Source organism: Herbaspirillum sp. NPDC101396 (assembly GCF_044767365.1).
Taxonomy (GTDB): Bacteria; Pseudomonadota; Gammaproteobacteria; order Burkholderiales; family Burkholderiaceae_D; genus Herbaspirillum.
In genome coordinates, this window is the sequence record NZ_JBIWNT010000004.1 from 737,805 (window position 1) to 753,645 (window position 15,841).

Annotated in this window: 16 protein-coding genes; 8 read left to right on the forward strand and 8 right to left on the reverse strand. The window is 62.5% G+C overall.

Annotated elements, in window-relative coordinates; all coding sequences use genetic code 11:
- Positions 1-276 precede the first annotated feature (276 nt).
- From ACIROY_RS17195 to ACIROY_RS17230, 8 genes are all read left to right on the forward strand, one after another.
- Positions 277-1,248: a MurR/RpiR family transcriptional regulator gene (locus ACIROY_RS17195; protein WP_402276883.1), complete on the forward strand. Its 972-nt coding sequence runs from the start codon at positions 277-279 to the stop codon at positions 1,246-1,248.
- Entirely contained in the window at positions 1,245-2,237 is a 993-nt protein-coding gene (locus ACIROY_RS17200; RefSeq protein ID WP_402276886.1) for an isoaspartyl peptidase/L-asparaginase family protein, read from the forward strand. Before ACIROY_RS17195 ends, ACIROY_RS17200 begins: the two co-directional genes overlap by 4 nt.
- Positions 2,238-2,253: 16 nt before the next feature.
- On the forward strand, positions 2,254-4,146 hold the full coding sequence (locus ACIROY_RS17205; RefSeq protein ID WP_402342650.1) for a dipeptide ABC transporter ATP-binding protein: 1,893 nt from the start codon (positions 2,254-2,256) through the stop codon (positions 4,144-4,146).
- Between the two features lie 99 nt (positions 4,147-4,245).
- Positions 4,246-5,769, forward strand: a complete 1,524-nt coding sequence (gene gsiB, locus ACIROY_RS17210) for a glutathione ABC transporter substrate-binding protein GsiB (RefSeq protein ID WP_402342743.1) — start codon at positions 4,246-4,248, stop codon at positions 5,767-5,769.
- 178 nt (positions 5,770-5,947) lie between these two features.
- Positions 5,948-6,868, forward strand: coding sequence for a glutathione ABC transporter permease GsiC (gsiC, locus tag ACIROY_RS17215; protein ID WP_053199529.1), 921 nt, complete (start codon positions 5,948-5,950; stop codon positions 6,866-6,868).
- 8 nt (positions 6,869-6,876) lie between these two features.
- Positions 6,877-7,782, forward strand: a complete 906-nt coding sequence (gsiD, locus tag ACIROY_RS17220) for a glutathione ABC transporter permease GsiD (protein ID WP_402276894.1) — start codon at positions 6,877-6,879, stop codon at positions 7,780-7,782.
- Positions 7,783-7,807: 25 nt separating this feature from the next.
- Entirely contained in the window at positions 7,808-8,863 is a 1,056-nt protein-coding gene (locus ACIROY_RS17225; protein ID WP_402342653.1) for a P1 family peptidase, read from the forward strand.
- Positions 8,860-9,684, forward strand: a complete 825-nt coding sequence (locus tag ACIROY_RS17230; protein ID WP_402276898.1) for a M55 family metallopeptidase — start codon at positions 8,860-8,862, stop codon at positions 9,682-9,684. Before ACIROY_RS17225 ends, ACIROY_RS17230 begins: the two co-directional genes overlap by 4 nt.
- Positions 9,685-9,781: 97 nt before the next feature.
- On the opposite strand, the gene ACIROY_RS17235 is transcribed toward ACIROY_RS17230, so the two are convergent.
- From ACIROY_RS17235 to ACIROY_RS17270, 8 genes are read right to left on the reverse strand one after another with little or no spacing between them, the layout of a single operon-like run.
- Positions 9,782-10,363, reverse strand: coding sequence for a hypothetical protein (locus ACIROY_RS17235; RefSeq protein ID WP_402342656.1), 582 nt, complete (start codon positions 10,361-10,363; stop codon positions 9,782-9,784).
- A 40-nt stretch (positions 10,364-10,403) separates the two neighbouring features.
- Complete coding sequence (locus ACIROY_RS17240; RefSeq protein WP_402342659.1) at positions 10,404-11,132, reverse strand: 4'-phosphopantetheinyl transferase family protein; 729 nt, start codon at positions 11,130-11,132, stop codon at positions 10,404-10,406.
- Positions 11,110-11,559 (reverse strand): excinuclease ATPase subunit, encoded by a 450-nt coding sequence (locus tag ACIROY_RS17245; RefSeq protein ID WP_116435265.1) that lies wholly within the window; start codon positions 11,557-11,559, stop codon positions 11,110-11,112. The genes ACIROY_RS17240 and ACIROY_RS17245 overlap by 23 nt, the downstream gene beginning before the upstream one ends.
- 40 nt (positions 11,560-11,599) lie before the next feature.
- Positions 11,600-12,859 carry a beta-ketoacyl-ACP synthase gene (locus ACIROY_RS17250; RefSeq protein ID WP_402276907.1) on the reverse strand — a complete coding sequence of 420 codons (1,260 nt, stop codon included), beginning with the start codon at positions 12,857-12,859 and terminating at the stop codon, positions 11,600-11,602.
- Complete coding sequence (fabG, locus tag ACIROY_RS17255; RefSeq protein WP_402276910.1) at positions 12,856-13,593, reverse strand: 3-oxoacyl-ACP reductase FabG; 738 nt, start codon at positions 13,591-13,593, stop codon at positions 12,856-12,858. Before fabG ends, ACIROY_RS17250 begins: the two co-directional genes overlap by 4 nt.
- Positions 13,590-14,072, reverse strand: coding sequence for a 3-hydroxylacyl-ACP dehydratase (locus ACIROY_RS17260; RefSeq protein ID WP_402342662.1), 483 nt, complete (start codon positions 14,070-14,072; stop codon positions 13,590-13,592). The genes fabG and ACIROY_RS17260 overlap by 4 nt, the downstream gene beginning before the upstream one ends.
- Position 14,073: 1 nt before the next feature.
- Positions 14,074-15,270: a beta-ketoacyl-ACP synthase gene (locus tag ACIROY_RS17265; protein WP_402342665.1), complete on the reverse strand. Its 1,197-nt coding sequence runs from the start codon at positions 15,268-15,270 to the stop codon at positions 14,074-14,076.
- Positions 15,267-15,779, reverse strand: coding sequence for a DUF3261 domain-containing protein (locus tag ACIROY_RS17270; RefSeq protein WP_402342668.1), 513 nt, complete (start codon positions 15,777-15,779; stop codon positions 15,267-15,269). Before ACIROY_RS17270 ends, ACIROY_RS17265 begins: the two co-directional genes overlap by 4 nt.
- Positions 15,780-15,841: the final 62 nt, after the last annotated feature.

Here is a 15,841-nt window from a genome sequence, read left to right on the forward strand (position 1 = left end):
GGTCTCGCTTCGCCCCGTTTTCACGCCGGCTGACGCACGTCCGTTTTCAGCGTAGTGAGCGTGGACGCGGGGCCGGGTTCATCCCATGGCCGGGTTTCCGCTTTGGTGCAATGCAGCCAGTTTTCTTCGATTTTCCTCTCTATCGCGGTGCATCTGCGCGCGCTAAAGGTGCAAGGATTTTTACTTTCATTTTTGAAAGGATATTTTCTTTACTTTTGAAAATAATGAAAATATATTTACATTTTTCGCAGCTTCCCGAATTCCGGCCGACGTCACATGTACAACTCAAAGACCACATCCTTGCAGGGCGGCGGCGCCGTAGCGCGCGTGTTGGGCAAGTTGTATCCGAATTTGTCGAAGGCGCATCGCAAGACCGCAGATTACGTGCTGGCCAACACTTTCCGTGCCGCCACCATGACCATCGACGAGCTGTCGGAAGCGGCCGGGATTTCTCTGGCGACCGCCAATCGATTCGCGCATGCGCTCGGTTTCGACGGCTATGCGCCGTTCCGCAATGCGCTGGTTGCCGACTTCGCCTCGTCGCTGGCGCCGGTGGAAAAGATGCGCCACGAAGTGCAGAAGAGCGCAACCAGCGTGGAAATTATTGCCGCCGCGCTCAGCAACGACATCCGCAACATCGAAGCCACGCGCCAAAGCCTGGTGCCCGAGCATTGCGACCAGGCCGTCGAAATGATCCTGAAAGCCGAGCGCATCTTCGTGATCGGCTTCGGCGCCAGCGCTTTCCTGGCCGGTATCATGGTGCACGCGCTGGAGCCGTTCTGCCGCACCGTGCTGTCGGGCGTGCATCCGGGCGGGCCGTCGCAGACCGGGCGCCAGTTCTTCAAGCTGGACGAGCGCGACGTCGTCATCGCCATGGCTTACCCGCGCTACGCCACCGATACGGTGCGCCTGGCGCGCCGCGCGGTCGAGAAGGGCGCCAAGCTGATCGCCTTCACCGACCTGCCGCATTCGCCGCTGGTGCCGCTGGCCGACGTGACCATTTATTCGCAGACCGAGCGGCAGCTGTCGCCGACCTCGGATGCCGCCGCGCTGGTGCTGATCCAGGCGATGTGCGACGCGGTGGCGCATCGCGCCAAGCGCTCGGTGCAGGCAGCATCTGAAATGACCGAATTCGTATTGCCATGGTTGTACCAGGCCGAGCAGCATGAGCCGGTGCGCATGGCGAAGAAAGCCGCCGCTGTCACCACCGCCAGCGGCAGGCCCGCAACAAGGAACAGGAAATCATGAACACCCCAGTCATCGCCATCCACGGCGGCGCCGGCACCATCACGCGCAGCGCGTTGAGCGCAGCCGACGAAGCCAATTACCATCGCGAACTCCACGCGATCCTGACGTCCGCGCAGGCGGTCCTGACCGCCGGCGGCTCGGCGCTCGACGCCGTCAGCGAAGCGGTGCGCCTGCTGGAAGACTGCCCGCTGTTCAACGCCGGCAAGGGCGCGGTCTATACCCGTGCCGGCACGCATGAACTCGACGCCGCCATCATGGACGGCGCCACGCTCAAGGCCGGTGCCGTCGCCAACATCACCTGCGTGCGCAACCCGGTGCTGGCCGCGCGCGCCGTGATGGACAAGAGCGCGCACGTTTTGCTGGCGGGTTGCGGCGCCGACGCTTTTGCGCGGCAACAAGGTCTGGACATCGTTGACCCAACCTATTTCCACACTGATGCACGTCACCAGCAATGGCTGCGCGTGCGCGAGCAGAGCGGCATGATGCTGGATCACGACGCGGCGGCGTTCACCTTCAAGGAATCCGCGCACGGATCGGCTGCAGGTGCTGCGATTGATCCTATTGATCCGGACAACAAATTCGGCACCGTCGGCGCAGTGGCGCTCGACATGCACGGCAACGTCGCTGCGGCGACCTCGACCGGCGGCATCACCAACAAGCAGGTCGGCCGCGTCGGCGACACGCCTTTGATCGGCGCGGGATGCTATGCGGCCAATGCGACGGCGGCGATTTCCGCGACCGGCACCGGCGAAGTATTCATGCGCACCGTTGCCGCCTACGACGTCGCGGCGCGCATGGCTTATGCCGGCGCAACCTTGCAGGAAGCCATGGAACAGGTGGTCATGCAGGTCTTGCCGGCCTACGAAGGACGTGGCGGCCTGATCGCCGTCGATGCGCAAGGCAACCTCGAGCTGACGTTCAACACCGAAGGCATGTATCGCGGTTATGCCCGTGGCGGCGACACGCCGGTCACGGCAATTTATAAGTAACGAAGGACGCAAGAAAATGGCCATGCACGATCAACAATCGCCGACCCCGGACATCAGCAACAGCGCACAGCGCGTGCTGACCGTCGACAATCTCGGCGTCACCTTCACCGGTTCCGAACGCACGGTGGAAGCGGTGCGCGGTCTGTCTTTCCACGTCGACAAGGGCGAGACGCTGGCCATCGTCGGCGAGTCCGGTTCCGGCAAGTCGGTGTCGTCGCTGGCCATCATGCGCCTGATCGAACACGGCGGCGGCCGGATTGTTTCCGGCAGCATGCAATTCCAGCGCCGCAACAATAGCGGACTGGACCTGGTCAAGGCGCCGCAATCGACCATGCGCAGCATCCGCGGCGCCGAGATCGCGATGATCTTCCAGGAGCCGATGACCTCGCTCAATCCGGTCTTCACGGTGGGTGAGCAGATCGCCGAATCGATCCGCCTGCATCAGCACAAGAGCCATTCCGCAGCCAGCGCCGAAGCATTGCGCATGCTGGAAATGGTGCGCATCCCGGAAGCCAGACGCGTGCTCGGCCGCCATCCGCACCAACTCTCGGGCGGCATGCGCCAGCGCGTGATGATCGCGATGGCCTTGTCGTGCAAGCCCTCGCTGCTGATCGCCGACGAGCCGACCACGGCGCTGGACGTGACCATTCAGGCGCAGATCCTGCAACTGATCCGCTCGCTGCAGGAAGAAATGCAGATGGCGGTGGTCTTCATCACCCACGACATGGGCGTGGTGGCGGAAATCGCCGATCGCGTGGTCGTCATGTGCCGCGGCGAGAAGGTCGAAGAGAACGACGTGCGTAGCATTTTTGCCGCGCCCGCCCACCCCTACACACAAAGCCTGCTGGCCGCGGTGCCGCGCCTGGGTGCCATGACCGGCACCGACACGCCGTCGCGCTTCGGCATCGCACCGAGCGCCGAAGCCAAACCGGACGCCATCGCCGAAGAACTGCAGGCGGCGTCGGAAATCGCCCAACAGCGCCAGCCCATCCTCAAGGTCACCGACCTGACCACGCGCTTCGACGTCAAGAGCGGCATCTTCGGTCGCGTCAAACAACGCGTCCATGCGGTCGAGCGCGTCAGCTTCGACCTGTATGCCGGTGAGACCCTGGCCATCGTCGGCGAATCCGGCTGCGGAAAATCGACCACCGGTCGCTCGCTGTTGCGCCTGGTCGAGATCAGCGGCGGCAAGGTCGAGTTCGGCGGCCGCAACCTGGCGGAACTGCCGCGTTCGGAATTGCGCGAGCTGCGCCGCGATATCCAGTTCATTTTTCAGGACCCGTTCGCTTCGCTCGATCCACGCCTGACGGTCGGCTATTCCATCATGGAGCCGATGCTGGTGCACGGCATGAAAGAGGGCGCACAAGAGCGCGTCGATGCGCTGCTCACCCGTGTCGGCCTGCTGCCGGAACATGCGCAGCGCTATCCGCACGAATTCTCCGGCGGCCAGCGCCAGCGCATCTGCATCGCGCGCGCACTGGCGCTCAATCCGAAGATCGTCATCGCCGACGAATCGGTGTCGGCGCTGGACGTCTCGATCCAGGCGCAGATCGTCAACCTGATGCTGGACCTGCAGGCCGAACTGGGCATCTCGTTCATCTTCATCTCGCACGACATGGCGGTGGTGGAACGCATCAGCCATCGCGTCGCCGTGATGTACCTGGGCCAGATCGTCGAGATCGGTCCGCGCCGCGCCATCTTTGAAAATCCTCAGCATCCCTACACGCGCAAGCTCATGGCCGCCGTGCCGGTGGCCGATCCGGAGCTGCGCCACCTGAAGAAAGGTTTGCAAAATGATGAGATTCCAAGCCCCATTCGCGCCATCGGAGACGATCCGCTGGTCGAACCTTTGAAGCAAGTCGGCCCCGGCCATTTTGTTGCTGCACATCGCATTTCCGCTGCTTTTTAGTTTGTTGTCGCTTCATTCATCACTTAGATCACTTAGAAACTCAGGAGCCTAACCATGACTACCCAAACTTCCCGTCGCGGCACAACTGTCCTCCGATGGATGGCACTCGGCGCCATCGGCACCACGCTGCAGTTCGCCGCGGTGCACGCCTGGGCCGCCAAGAGCGTCACGCTCGCGGTCGCCTCGACCTTCACCACGATGGATCCTTACGACGCCAACGACACGCTGTCGCTGGCCGTGACCAAGTCCTTCTACCAGGGCCTGTTCGCGTTCGACAAGGACCTCAAGCTGGTCAACGTGCTGGCAGAAGGCTACCTGGTCAGCAAGGACGGCCTGGAGTACACCATCCGCCTGCGCCAGGGCGTGAAGTTCCATGACGGCACCGTGTTCAAGGCCGACGCTGTCAAGGCCGTGATGGACCGCGTCACCAATCCGGACAACAAGCTCAAGCGCTACAACCTGTTCAACCGCGTCGCCCGCACCGACGTGCTCAACGACTACACCGTCAAGATCGTGCTGAAGGAACCGTTCTCGGCCTTCATCAACGTGCTGGCGCATCCATCGGCGGTGATCATTTCGCCGACCGCGCTGAAGCAGTACGGCAACAAGGACATCGCCTTCCATCCGGTCGGCACCGGTCCGTTCAAGTTCGTCGAATGGAAGCAGACCGACTACATGAAGGCGGAGAAATTCTCCGGCTACTGGAAGGCCGGCTATCCGAAGGTCGACGAAGTGATCTGGAAACCGGTGGTCGACAACAACTCGCGCTCGGCCATGATGCAGACCGGCGAAGCCAACTTCACCTTCCCGCTGCCGTATGAACAGGCCGAGCTGTTGAAGGGCAAGGGCGCGCTGGACATCGTGACCGGTCCGTCCATCATCCAGCGTTACATGTCGATGAACGTCAAGCAAAAGCCGTTCGACAACGTCAAGGTCCGTCAGGCCATCAACTATGCGATCAACAAGGATGCGCTGGTCAAGGTCGCCTTCAGCGGCTATGCCGCGCCGATGGACGGCGTGCTGCCGCAAGGCGTCGACTACGCAGTCAAGACCGGTCCATGGCCGTACGATGTGAAGAAGGCCAAGGCGTTGCTGGCCGAAGCCGGCTACCCGAACGGTTTTGAAACCGAGCTGTGGTCCGCCTACACCCACACCACCGCGCTGAAGATCATCCAGTTCCTGCAACAGCAACTGGCACAGGTCGGCATCAAGGTGAAGGTGCAGGCGCTGGAGGCCGGTCAACGTGTCGAGAAGGTTGAGAGCGCGCCGAATCCGGACACCGCACCGGTGCGCCTGTACTACGCCGGCTGGTCGTCGTCGACCGGTGAAGCCGACTGGGGCCTGCGTCCGCTGCTGGCTTCCGAAGCCTTCCCGCCGAAGCTGTTCAACACCGCTTACTACAAGAGCGACAAGGTCGACAGCGACATCGCCCAGGCGTTGACCGTGACCGATCGCGCCCAGAAGGCGGCGCTGTACAAGGATGCACAAACCGAAATCTGGAAGGACGCGCCATGGGCCTTCCTGGTGACCGAAAAAGTCCTGTACGCACGCAGCAAGAACCTCAAGGGCGTGTACGTGATGCCTGACGCATCGTTCAACTTCGATGAAATCGAACTGAAGTAAGCAACGTTGTATTACCTGTCGCAAGCGTAGCAAAGGTTCCGCCGTTCCCTCAACCGGATGGCGGAACCGGTATCACCGCAGTCACGCAGCACCGCATTTCAGAATTCCCGGCAGTCGCCCACGCAATCGATGCGCGCGGCTGCTCCCCCCAAGTAGTTGAATCATTGCAGGACGCGCCATGTTTTCTTATGTCTTAAAACGTCTTCTGGGCCTGATCCCGACCCTCTTGCTGGTCGCGGTGATGGTGTTCCTGTTCGTCCACTTGCTGCCCGGCGATCCGGCGCGGCTGGCGGCGGGGCCGGAAGCCGACGAGCAGACCGTGGCGCTGATCCGTGCCGATCTCGGCCTCGATCAACCCATCCACAAACAGTTCGTGCGTTTCTTCGTGAACGCCGCCCATGGCGACTTCGGCACCTCGCTGCGCAGCAAGCTGCCGGTCAGCCAGGAAATCATGGAGCGCTTCTGGCCGACTTTGTGGCTGACAGTCACCAGCATGATCTGGGCCGTCATATTCGGTCTGTTCATCGGCGTCTTTTCAGCAGTATGGCGTAACGAGTGGCCCGACCGCGCCGGCATGACGCTGGCGGTGTCGGGGATTTCCTTCCCGCCGTTTGCATTGGGCATGGTGCTGATGGAAGTGTTCTCGGTGCAACTGGGCTGGTTGCCGACGGTCGGCGCCGACAGCTGGCGCCATTACGTGTTGCCGTCGCTGACGCTGGGCGCCGGCGTGGCGGCGATCATGGCGCGCTTCACGCGCTCCTCGTTCATCGAAATCATGAAGGAGGACTTCGTGCGCACCGCGCGCGCCAAGGGCTTGAACGAACGCATCGTGATCGCCAAGCATTGCCTGCGCAATGCGCTGATTCCGGTGGTGACGATGATGGGCCTGCAGTTCGGCTTTTTGCTGGGCGGCTCCATCGTGGTCGAAAAAGTCTTCAACTGGCCCGGCATGGGACGCCTGCTGATCGACGCCGTCGAGATGCGCGACTATCCGATCATCCAGGCCGAGATCCTGCTGTTCTCGCTGGAATTCATCTTCATCAATCTGATTGTCGACGTGCTATACGCCGTCATCAATCCGAGCATCCGTTATAAGTGAGGCAGCGCATGTCGACTTCCATTACCCCTGCCGCAACGACCGTGACCGCAACCGCATCCAAGCCCATCCGCACGCCGTGGAGCGAATTCTGGCGCAAGTTCAAGAAGCAACCGCTGGCGCTGGCGGCCGGCGCTTTCGTGCTGTTCCTGGTGGTGATCGCGATCGTCTCGCCGTACATCTCGCCGTACGACGCCGAGAATTATTTCGACTACGACGCGCTCAATGCCGGGCCGTCGCTGGCGCACTGGTTCGGCGTTGATTCGCTGGGCCACGACATTTTCAGCCGCATCCTGGTCGGCACGCAGTTGTCGCTGGCGGTGGGCTTTTCGTCGGTGGCGGTGGGCGCCATCGTCGGCACCTTCCTGGGACTGGTCGCCGGGTACTACGAAGGCTGGGCCGACCGGATCATCATGCGCATCTGCGACGTGCTGTTCGCGTTTCCGGGCATCCTGCTGGCAATCGCCATCGTCGCCATCCTCGGCAACGGCATGACCAACGTGATCATCGCGGTGGCGATCTTCAGCATCCCGGCGTTTGCCCGGCTGGTGCGGGGCAACACGCTGTCGCTCAAGCAGCTGACCTATATCGAAGCGGTGCGCAGCATCGGCGCCAACGACATGACGATCATCCTGCGGCACATCTTCCCCGGCACGATTTCGTCGGTGGTGGTGTATTTCACGATGCGCATCGGCACCTCGATCATCACCGCCGCCAGCTTGTCTTTCCTCGGCCTGGGCGCGCAACCGCCGACGCCGGAGTGGGGCGCGATGCTCAACGAAGCCCGTGCCGACATGATGACGGCGCCGCACATCGCGATCTTCCCCAGTCTGGCGATCTTCCTGACGGTGCTGGCCTTCAACTTGCTCGGCGACGGCTTGCGCGATGCGCTCGACCCGAAGCTGGATCAGAAATAAGGCTGCCTGGCTGCGAGCAAGTCCCATGAACAAGAAATATCCTCCCCACATCGGCCGCCTGCCTGCCGGCGCCGGCAACAGCATCACCGACGTGGTCGGCGTGACGGTCGGCCATTGCACGCTGAACTATGGCGCGATCCAGACCGGCGTCACGGTGGTGCGTCCACACGGCGGTGATGTGTTCCGGAACAAGGTGCCGGCTGCCGCCGTGACGTTCAACGGATTCGGCAAAAGCGTCGGCCTGATGCAGGTTGAAGAACTGGGCGTGCTGGAAACGCCGATCGCCCTGACCAACACTTTTGCGGTCGGCGCCGTCGCCACCGCGCAGACGCGCGCCGCCGTACGCGACAATCCCGGCATCGGCCGCAGCCTGCCCAGCGTCAATCCGCTGGTGTTCGAGTGCAACGATGGCTATCTCAACGACATGCAGGCGTTCGCGGTGGAAGAGCAGCATTATCGCCACGCGCTCGACAATGCCTCCGCGGCGGTGGTGCAAGGTGCGGTCGGGGCCGGTCGCGGCATGTCGTGCTTCGATCTCAAGGGCGGCATCGGCAGTGCGTCACGCAAGGTCGTGGTCGGCAGCGCTGAATACACGGTCGGCGCGCTGGTGCTGGCCAATTTCGGAAAACTGCCGGACCTGGTGCTGGACGGCGAGCGGGTCGGCAAGACGCTCAAATGCCTGCAGAAACAGCTGGACGAGCCCGAGAAGGGTTCCATCATCATGCTGATCGCGACCGATGCACCGCTCGATGCACGCCAGTTGCGCCGCCTGGCCGGGCGTGCGGGTGTCGGCCTGGCGCGCACCGGCTCGGTCTACGGCCACGGCAGCGGCGATATCGCGCTGGCGTTTTCCACGGCGCAGACGGTGCCACACCTGGCGGACGCGGCGTCTCCCGCATTGCATTTTTCCTGCTTGCACGACAATCTGCTCGACCCGCTGTTCTACGCGGTGGCCGACAGCACCGAGCAAGCCATCCTCAACGCCTTGTTCGCTGCCGAAGCGGTCAAGGGCAGGGATGGTCACCAGCGCCGCTCGCTGAGCGATTTGCTGGAGACCCTCGCTACCATGGAGCACGCATGAACATCCTGATTTCGGTCGACATCGAAGGCATTGCCGGGGTATTCCATCCTGAGCAGACGCGTCCCGGCAACGGCGAATACGAACGCGCGCGGCGCCAGATGACCGAAGAAGCCAACGCCGTCATCCGCGGCGCGCTGGCCGGTGGCGCCGGCAACATCGTCGTCAACGATTCGCACGGCAGCTTCCGCAACCTGTTGCCCGACCTGCTGCATCCGGCCGCACGCGCCGTGCTCGGCAAGCCGCGCGTGTTGGGCATGATGGGCGGCGTGGCTGGCGATATCGACGCCGTCATGATGGTCGGCTACCACTCACGCTCGCAGACCGGCGGCATCCTGGCGCATACCATCAACAGCTTCGCGTTTTCACGCGTGTGGCTCAATGGCGCCGAGCTGGGCGAAGCCGGGATTTACGGCGCGCTGGCCGGTGAGTATGGCGTGCCGGTGATTTTCGGCAGCGGCGACGACGCCTTCGTGGAAGAGACGCAACCGCTGTTCCCGCAGGCGCGCTTTGCCGAGATCAAGAAAGCCCATGGCGCCAACAGCGGTGATTCGTTGTCGCCGCAACAAGCCTGCGCCTTGCTGGAAAAGACTGCACAGGAAGCCGTGCAGGCTGCACGCGCCACCCAGATGCCGAAGTACCGCATTGAAGTCCCGGTCACCTGCCGCCTGCAGGTGCAGACCCCGGCGCTGACCGATCTGTTCTGCCAATTGCCGATTGTTGAGCGGGTCGATGCGGTGACGCTGAAGTTCGACGCGCCATCGGTGGAGTTCGTGGTGCGGGTGCTGAACAGCTTGTCGGCGATGTCGTTCATGCTGCGCTAGATCAGGCCAATAAAAAAGCCCGCGCATCTCGCTTCGAATCGGGATGCGCGGGCTTTCTTTTTTACGGACGGCAAATGTCGTTTGCCGTCTCTTCAGATCATTCCAGGCCGGTAGGTCCACCCACTGCTTGCGGATAGTTGCGGCTGGCGTAGCTGACAATCAGATCGCTGATGCGATTGAGCATGTCGCGGTCGGTTGCGCCGAATGAATAGGCCGCGCCCATCGCGCTGGCGCGCTGGTAAAACACCGGTTCGGCAATCACCTTGCCGGAAACTGCATCGCTATATCGTACCTTCATCACCACGGCCGAGCTGCCGGACAAGGCACCGGTAAAAATACGCTTGGCGGTGCCGATCAGTTTGATGTCGACGCAGATCGGCTCGATGATGAGCTTTTGCGATGTGGCGGTGGTCTTCTTTGCATTCCAACCCTTGACGAGGCCGCCCAACCCGGTGTCGAGCCGGGTCTGGATCGCAGCCAATGCAACGTCGCCGCCGCTCTGCTTGGCGCAGACTTCGTTGGTGTTGATCGGCTTCACCTCGAACGACGAAAAGGTCGACAGCGCTGCGCTTGGCGGCGGGTTGACGGTTTCGGTAGGCGTTCTGACCGTGGTGGCGCAGCCGGCGAGGAGGGCAACTGCGGTGATGGCTGCGGGGACGGTTATTTTTGTTGTAAACATGGAGGTTCCTGAGAGTTGAGGTGGCAGTATGGCGGATTGCTTAGCGGGTGAAAATTGAAATATCTTGAAAATATTGAGGTGAATTCAGATCGCTCACTTCGACGATGTCGAATGATGCCAGCGCTTGCGCTGCGCACACGCCGATATGCACATGCGGATGGTCGACATGGAAGCAATTCCAGCCGGCCCCGCACGAGTCCGGAACGGCCTTCCAGGTAAGGTTGCTGCGCAGCTTGTGGAGCGCTTCCTGATTGTTCCATAGTCGATAAAATCCTTCCGTCCGGTGCTGCGTGTCGAGAGCGGAAAGCCATTTCCGCTGAGCGTCGTCGAACGCGGCTGCAGCCGATTCTTCGATGTCGCGCGCTGGCATCCTGTTTTCAATGTCGAGTCCGACTGCGCAGACGGTGCTTGCCAGGCAGGCGATCCAACCGCGGCTGTGCGAGATGCTGAAATGAAAATCAGGCGGTGCGGGAAACGTCGGAAACGACACGATCGGCGCCTGGTGCTCACGTTCGGCGACGTCGACAGATGCCGCCGCAGGGCCGAGCAGATGACGTGCTGCGTGGCGCAGCAGCAAGCGTCCCAGCAGGAATTCGCGCGCGCGTTGCGGGCGCAAGAAGCGTCCATGGCGCAGGCGCTCGTCCGGTCCCAGCTGCGATTCGAGTGAGACCAGCCGGCTGTCATCGATCCGGTCACCATTCAACAACCAGAGTGTGGCTGCCGTCGCGGCGACCGGCGATGACGAATCAGTTGTCGGCGACTTTGGCAATGTCCGCCTTGAGGAAGAGGATCACGCTGAAGCTGCCGGCATGACATTCAAAACGTGTTTCGCTACTCATTTCAGTATTCTGGTAATAGCTGACGATGTTGATGACGGCATTGCCGCTCATTTTCTTCGTGCGTTCCTGCAACTCGGTCAGGCTGCTGACCAGCGCTTCATTGCAGGCGGCGACGTCGGCGGTGCCGGAGAAGCGGACCTTCTTGGAAATGATGTCGGTATGGATGACTTCTTGAACCACCGGCGTGACTTGCTTGCCGAAATAAAATTTGACCGATCCGTCAGGCTTTGCTGCAAAGGTCGTGGCTTTCAGTGCGGCATCGATGGGCAGCATGAAGGTTTCGTTGCGGGCCTGCGCGGGCAGCGCAGCGGAGATAAGAATACCGAGCGCGACAGAGAGGGAAACGATTTTTTGCATTTTGTGTGCTCCTTGCTGTGGGGTGAAATGAGGGTGCTGCTCAAGCGCAGCGTTTGAAAATCAGCGACGTATTGATCCCGCCGAACGCAAAATTGTTCGACATGACGTATTCGCATTCGAGGGCACGGCCTTCGCCGGCGATGTAGTCGAGTTCGCCGCACTCCGGGTCGACGCGGGCCAGGTTGATGGTCGGGGCGAACCAGTTGGCGTGCATCATTTCGATGCTGAGCCAGGCTTCCAGCGCGCCGCAGGCGCCCAGCGTGTGGCCCATGTAACTCTTGAGCGAACTGATCGGCGTCTTGTCGCCGAACACCCGCGCGGTGGCGTTGGACTCGGCGACGTCGCCCTGTTTGGTGCCGGTGCCGTGGGCGTTGATGTAGCCGATCGCGGCCGCGTCGAGGCCGGCGTCGGCCAGCGCCATGTCAATGGCGATCTTCATGGTGTCGGCGTTGGGATTGGTGACGTGGCTGCCGTCGCTGTTGGTGCCGAAACCGACGATTTCCGCATAGATGCGAGCGCCGCGCGCCTGTGCATGTTCCAGGTCTTCCAGGATCAGCGTGCCGGCGCCTTCGCCCAGCACCAGGCCGTCGCGTTGCTCGTCGAACGGGCTCGGCGTGATGGCCGGCGTGTCGTTGCGCACGCTGGTGGCGTACAGCGTGTCGAACACGGCGGCTTCCGAGGCGCACAGCTCTTCCGAGCCACCGGCGATCATGGCGACCTGGCGGCCGCTGCGGATCGTCTCGTAGGCGTAGCCGATCCCCTGGCTGCCGGAGGTGCAGGCGCTTGAGGTGGTGATGATGCGGCCGGTGACGCCGAAGAAAACGCCCATGTTGACCGGCGCGGTATGCGCCATCATCTTGAGGTAGGTGTTGGCGTTGATGTTCCGGGTGCTCTTTTCCGTGAACAGCAAGCTGAAGTCGGCGACCGCGCTGGGCGTGCCGGCCGATGAACCGTAGGCGATACCGATGCCGCCGTTGCGCAGCAGTGGATCGTCGAGCAGGCCCGCATCGGCCAGCGCCCATTCACTGGCGCGGGTCGCCAGCAACGCAACGCGGCCCATGCTGCGCGTGCTCTTGCGGTTGTAGCGCTCGGACAGTTCGAAGGTGGCGGCGGGGGCGCCCAGGCGCGTGTGCAGGCCGTTGTACTCATCCCATTCAGGCATCCGCACGACGGCGTTGCGATAGCTGCGCAGGTGCTCTTGCGCACTGCGCCAGTCGTTGCCGATGGGGCTGATGCCGGCCATGCCCGTAACGGCGACACGACGTTCCTGCCGGGAACGACGATTTGTATTGGCGCTCATACCAGTCCTCCATTGACCGAGATGACCTGGCGCGTGATGTAGGCGGCGTCTTCCTGCATCAGGAAGCTGACTGCCGACGCGACTTCTTCCGGTTTGCCGGCGCGACGCGCGGGGATCAGCTTGAGGATGTCTTCCATCGGCAATTCGTCGGTCATGTCGGTGTCGATCAGGCCCGGCGCGACGCAGTTGACGGTGATGTTGCGCTTGGCAAGTTCCAGCGCGAGGGCCTTGGTGGCACCGATGATGCCGGCCTTGGCGGCGCTGTAATTGACCTGGCCGCGATTGCCGACCATGCCGGAGACCGAGGCCAGCGTGACGATGCGTCCGGGCTTGCGGCGCTGGATCATCGGCATCACGAGCGGATACAGCACGTTGTAGAAACCGTCGAGGTTGGTCTTGATCACGCTGTCCCAGTCAACGCCGGGCATGGCCGGAAAGGCGTTGTCGCGCGCGATGCCGGCGTTGCAGACCACGCCGTAATAAGCGCCGTGTTGTTCAACGTCCTGCAGCAGGATGTCGGAAGTCAGCGCGCGCTCACCGATGTCGAATTGCAGCACGCGCGCGCTGCGTCCCAGTGCTTCGATCTCTTTGGCTACTGCATCGGCGGCGTCGCGCCGGCTATGGCAATGCAGGACGATGTCGTAGCCGTCGCGCGCCAGGCGCAGCGCAATCGCCTTGCCGATGCCCCGGCTGGAGCCGGTGACCAGGATGGTGTTGTTCCCCGTGCTTGTCATTGATTCCCCTCTTTTAGAAACTCACTGGCGTCATGCGGCTGGAAGACCGAAATCGTTGCCTGCGCCAGTTGTTGTTGTGAGCTTGCGTCTTTGATGCTGCAGGCGAACGACCCGAGACCGTTGTCGGCCTGCAGCAGTTTTTCTACTTCAACGTGCAGCGTGCTGCCGGTGGCGAAATACGGTACGTTGGCGTCATAGCGGCGCGAACCGAGCAGGAAGCCGATCTTGACCGCTTCGCCGCGCTGTTGCGCATGATAACCGGCCCAGGCGGCGATTGCCTGCGCCATGTATTCGATGCCGACCCAGGCGCCGACGCCGGTTCCGGTCTGGAACAGGCTGTTGTCGGCAATGGCGACCTCCGCGCACAGCTTGTCGGCGTCGGCGTTGACCACCCGGTCCAGCAGCAGCATGGGCGCGGCATGCGGGACCAGGGTGGCGATCTGCGGAAATTGCGCTTCTGTCTGTATTTCAGTCTGCACTTCAGTTCCTCCCCAGGATCAGGGCGGCGTTGCTGCCGCCGAAGGCGAACGAATTGCTCAACACATAACGGAGCTGTCTTCCCAGTGATTCGCCGATACGGACTGCGTGCAGCGCCGGCAATGCCGGATCGGCCTGGCCGTCCCACAGGTGCGGCGGCAACATGCCGGCGGCATTGTCGTCCTGCATCGCCAGCCAGCACAGGCCGGCTTCGATGGCGCTGGCGGCGCCCAGCGCATGCCCGGTGAAAGACTTGGTCGAGCTGACCGGTGTTTCCGCACCAAACAGCTGATGGATCGCCTTCGATTCCATGGCGTCGTTTTGCAATGTCGCGGTGCCATGAAGATTGATGTAGTCGATCTGTTCCGGCGCAATGGCGGCGCGTTGCAATGCCTGCCGGATTGCCCGCATGGCGCCGGCCCCTTCCGGATCGGGTGCGGAAATATGATGGGCGTCGGACGACTCGCCCCAGCCGCACAAGGTAACGGCAGTCGCGGTTGCTTCAGAGGTCATGATAAACAGCGCGGCGCCTTCGCCGATGTTGATGCCGTGGCGGTTGACGCTGAGCGGGTTGCAGCGCTCGGTGCTGACCGAATCCAATGACGAGAAGCCGGCGATCGTGAAGTCGCACAGCGTATCGACGCCGCCGCTGATGACGGCGTCGCACAGTCCCATGTTGATCAGGCGCGCTGCACTGGCCATGGCTTTGGCGCTCGACGAGCAGGCGCTGGAATGGACATAGGCCGGGCCGCTGAGGCCCAGCGTGGTCGCCAGCGCGACGGCGGGCGAGCCGAGCTCCTGCTGTCCGTAGTGGAACTGTAGGGGAAATTTTCCGTGGGCGAGGTAATGCCTGAAGGCCGCTTCGCCTTCGGCAATGCCCGAGGTGCTGGTCCCTAGCACGACGCCGATGCGATCCTGGCCGAAGCGCGCAATCAGCGTGTCCACTTCGGTACGTATCTGCGCCAAGGCAGCCAGTGCGACGCGATTGTTGCGGCTGCGCTCGCGCAGCGGCAAGTGGTCTGCCGTGGGTAGTTCTTCGTCGGGAAGCGTGATGCTGCCCACGATGCGCGCGACCTTGTCGGATGCATGGCGCTCGCCGGCACGCAGGCCGCTGTCGCCGGCAAACAGGCGTTGCCGGATATCGCTATGGGTGGCGCCAAGCGAGCAGATCATGCCCAATGCGTTCAGGTAAATCGTCATGGTGCGGTGACAACCGATTGTATGGTCAGTTTGTAGCGATAGCGCAAATTGGTCAGGATCACCTTGCCGCCCCACGCTTTGCGGTCAGGATAATCGATTTGCGCGATGATTTCGCGGTTCAGGAGCAGGGTCCGCTGCATGCCGTCTTCCTCGAGCTCCCAGCCGGGCGGCAGTGCGGCGCGGAGAGCCGCCGCCGGCCACAGCGTCAGTTGCACGTCCTGCAATACGTCTTCGCCCTGGACTTCCTTGGGCAACATGAAGTGGCGCCAGGTTTTCAGCTGCTTGCCGTCGTAGTGCAGTGACATGACGCGCTGGCCGAACGCCAGGCCGACCAGGTCGAGGTGATCCGGTTCGATTTCGAGCACGGTGTCGATTTCATCGATGCGGCCGGCGCGTTCCACGGTCAGGTGTTGTTGCAGGCTGAGCGAGGCCCCGAGCGAGGCCGGCGACAACTGCAGATGCAGGCGGGCCGACGGCGCCGGTGGTGCTGCCGGAAGTGTCGGAAGCATCGGTGCAGTGCTGCAGGCGGACAGCAGCAGCGCCATGATTGCCGCGGCCGCACAGGATCTGA

Excerpts from the sequence above, each read along its gene's own strand:
- ACIROY_RS17195 (WP_402276883.1), top strand. The coding sequence starts at position 277 with ATGTACAACTCAAAGACCACATCCTTGCAGGGCGGCGGCGCCGTAGCG.
- ACIROY_RS17200 (WP_402276886.1), top strand. The coding sequence starts at position 1,245 with ATGAACACCCCAGTCATCGCCATCCACGGCGGCGCCGGCACCATCACG.
- ACIROY_RS17205 (WP_402342650.1), top strand. The coding sequence starts at position 2,254 with ATGGCCATGCACGATCAACAATCGCCGACCCCGGACATCAGCAACAGC.
- gsiB (WP_402342743.1), top strand. The coding sequence starts at position 4,246 with ATGGCACTCGGCGCCATCGGCACCACGCTGCAGTTCGCCGCGGTGCAC.
- gsiC (WP_053199529.1), top strand. The coding sequence starts at position 5,948 with ATGTTTTCTTATGTCTTAAAACGTCTTCTGGGCCTGATCCCGACCCTC.
- gsiD (WP_402276894.1), top strand. The coding sequence starts at position 6,877 with ATGTCGACTTCCATTACCCCTGCCGCAACGACCGTGACCGCAACCGCA.
- ACIROY_RS17225 (WP_402342653.1), top strand. The coding sequence starts at position 7,808 with ATGAACAAGAAATATCCTCCCCACATCGGCCGCCTGCCTGCCGGCGCC.
- ACIROY_RS17230 (WP_402276898.1), top strand. The coding sequence starts at position 8,860 with ATGAACATCCTGATTTCGGTCGACATCGAAGGCATTGCCGGGGTATTC.
- ACIROY_RS17235 (WP_402342656.1), bottom strand. The coding sequence starts at position 10,363 with ATGTTTACAACAAAAATAACCGTCCCCGCAGCCATCACCGCAGTTGCC.
- ACIROY_RS17245 (WP_116435265.1), bottom strand. The coding sequence starts at position 11,559 with ATGCAAAAAATCGTTTCCCTCTCTGTCGCGCTCGGTATTCTTATCTCC.
- ACIROY_RS17250 (WP_402276907.1), bottom strand. The coding sequence starts at position 12,859 with ATGAGCGCCAATACAAATCGTCGTTCCCGGCAGGAACGTCGTGTCGCC.
- fabG (WP_402276910.1), bottom strand. The coding sequence starts at position 13,593 with ATGACAAGCACGGGGAACAACACCATCCTGGTCACCGGCTCCAGCCGG.
- ACIROY_RS17265 (WP_402342665.1), bottom strand. The coding sequence starts at position 15,270 with ATGACGATTTACCTGAACGCATTGGGCATGATCTGCTCGCTTGGCGCC.
- ACIROY_RS17270 (WP_402342668.1), bottom strand. The coding sequence starts at position 15,779 with ATGCTTCCGACACTTCCGGCAGCACCACCGGCGCCGTCGGCCCGCCTG.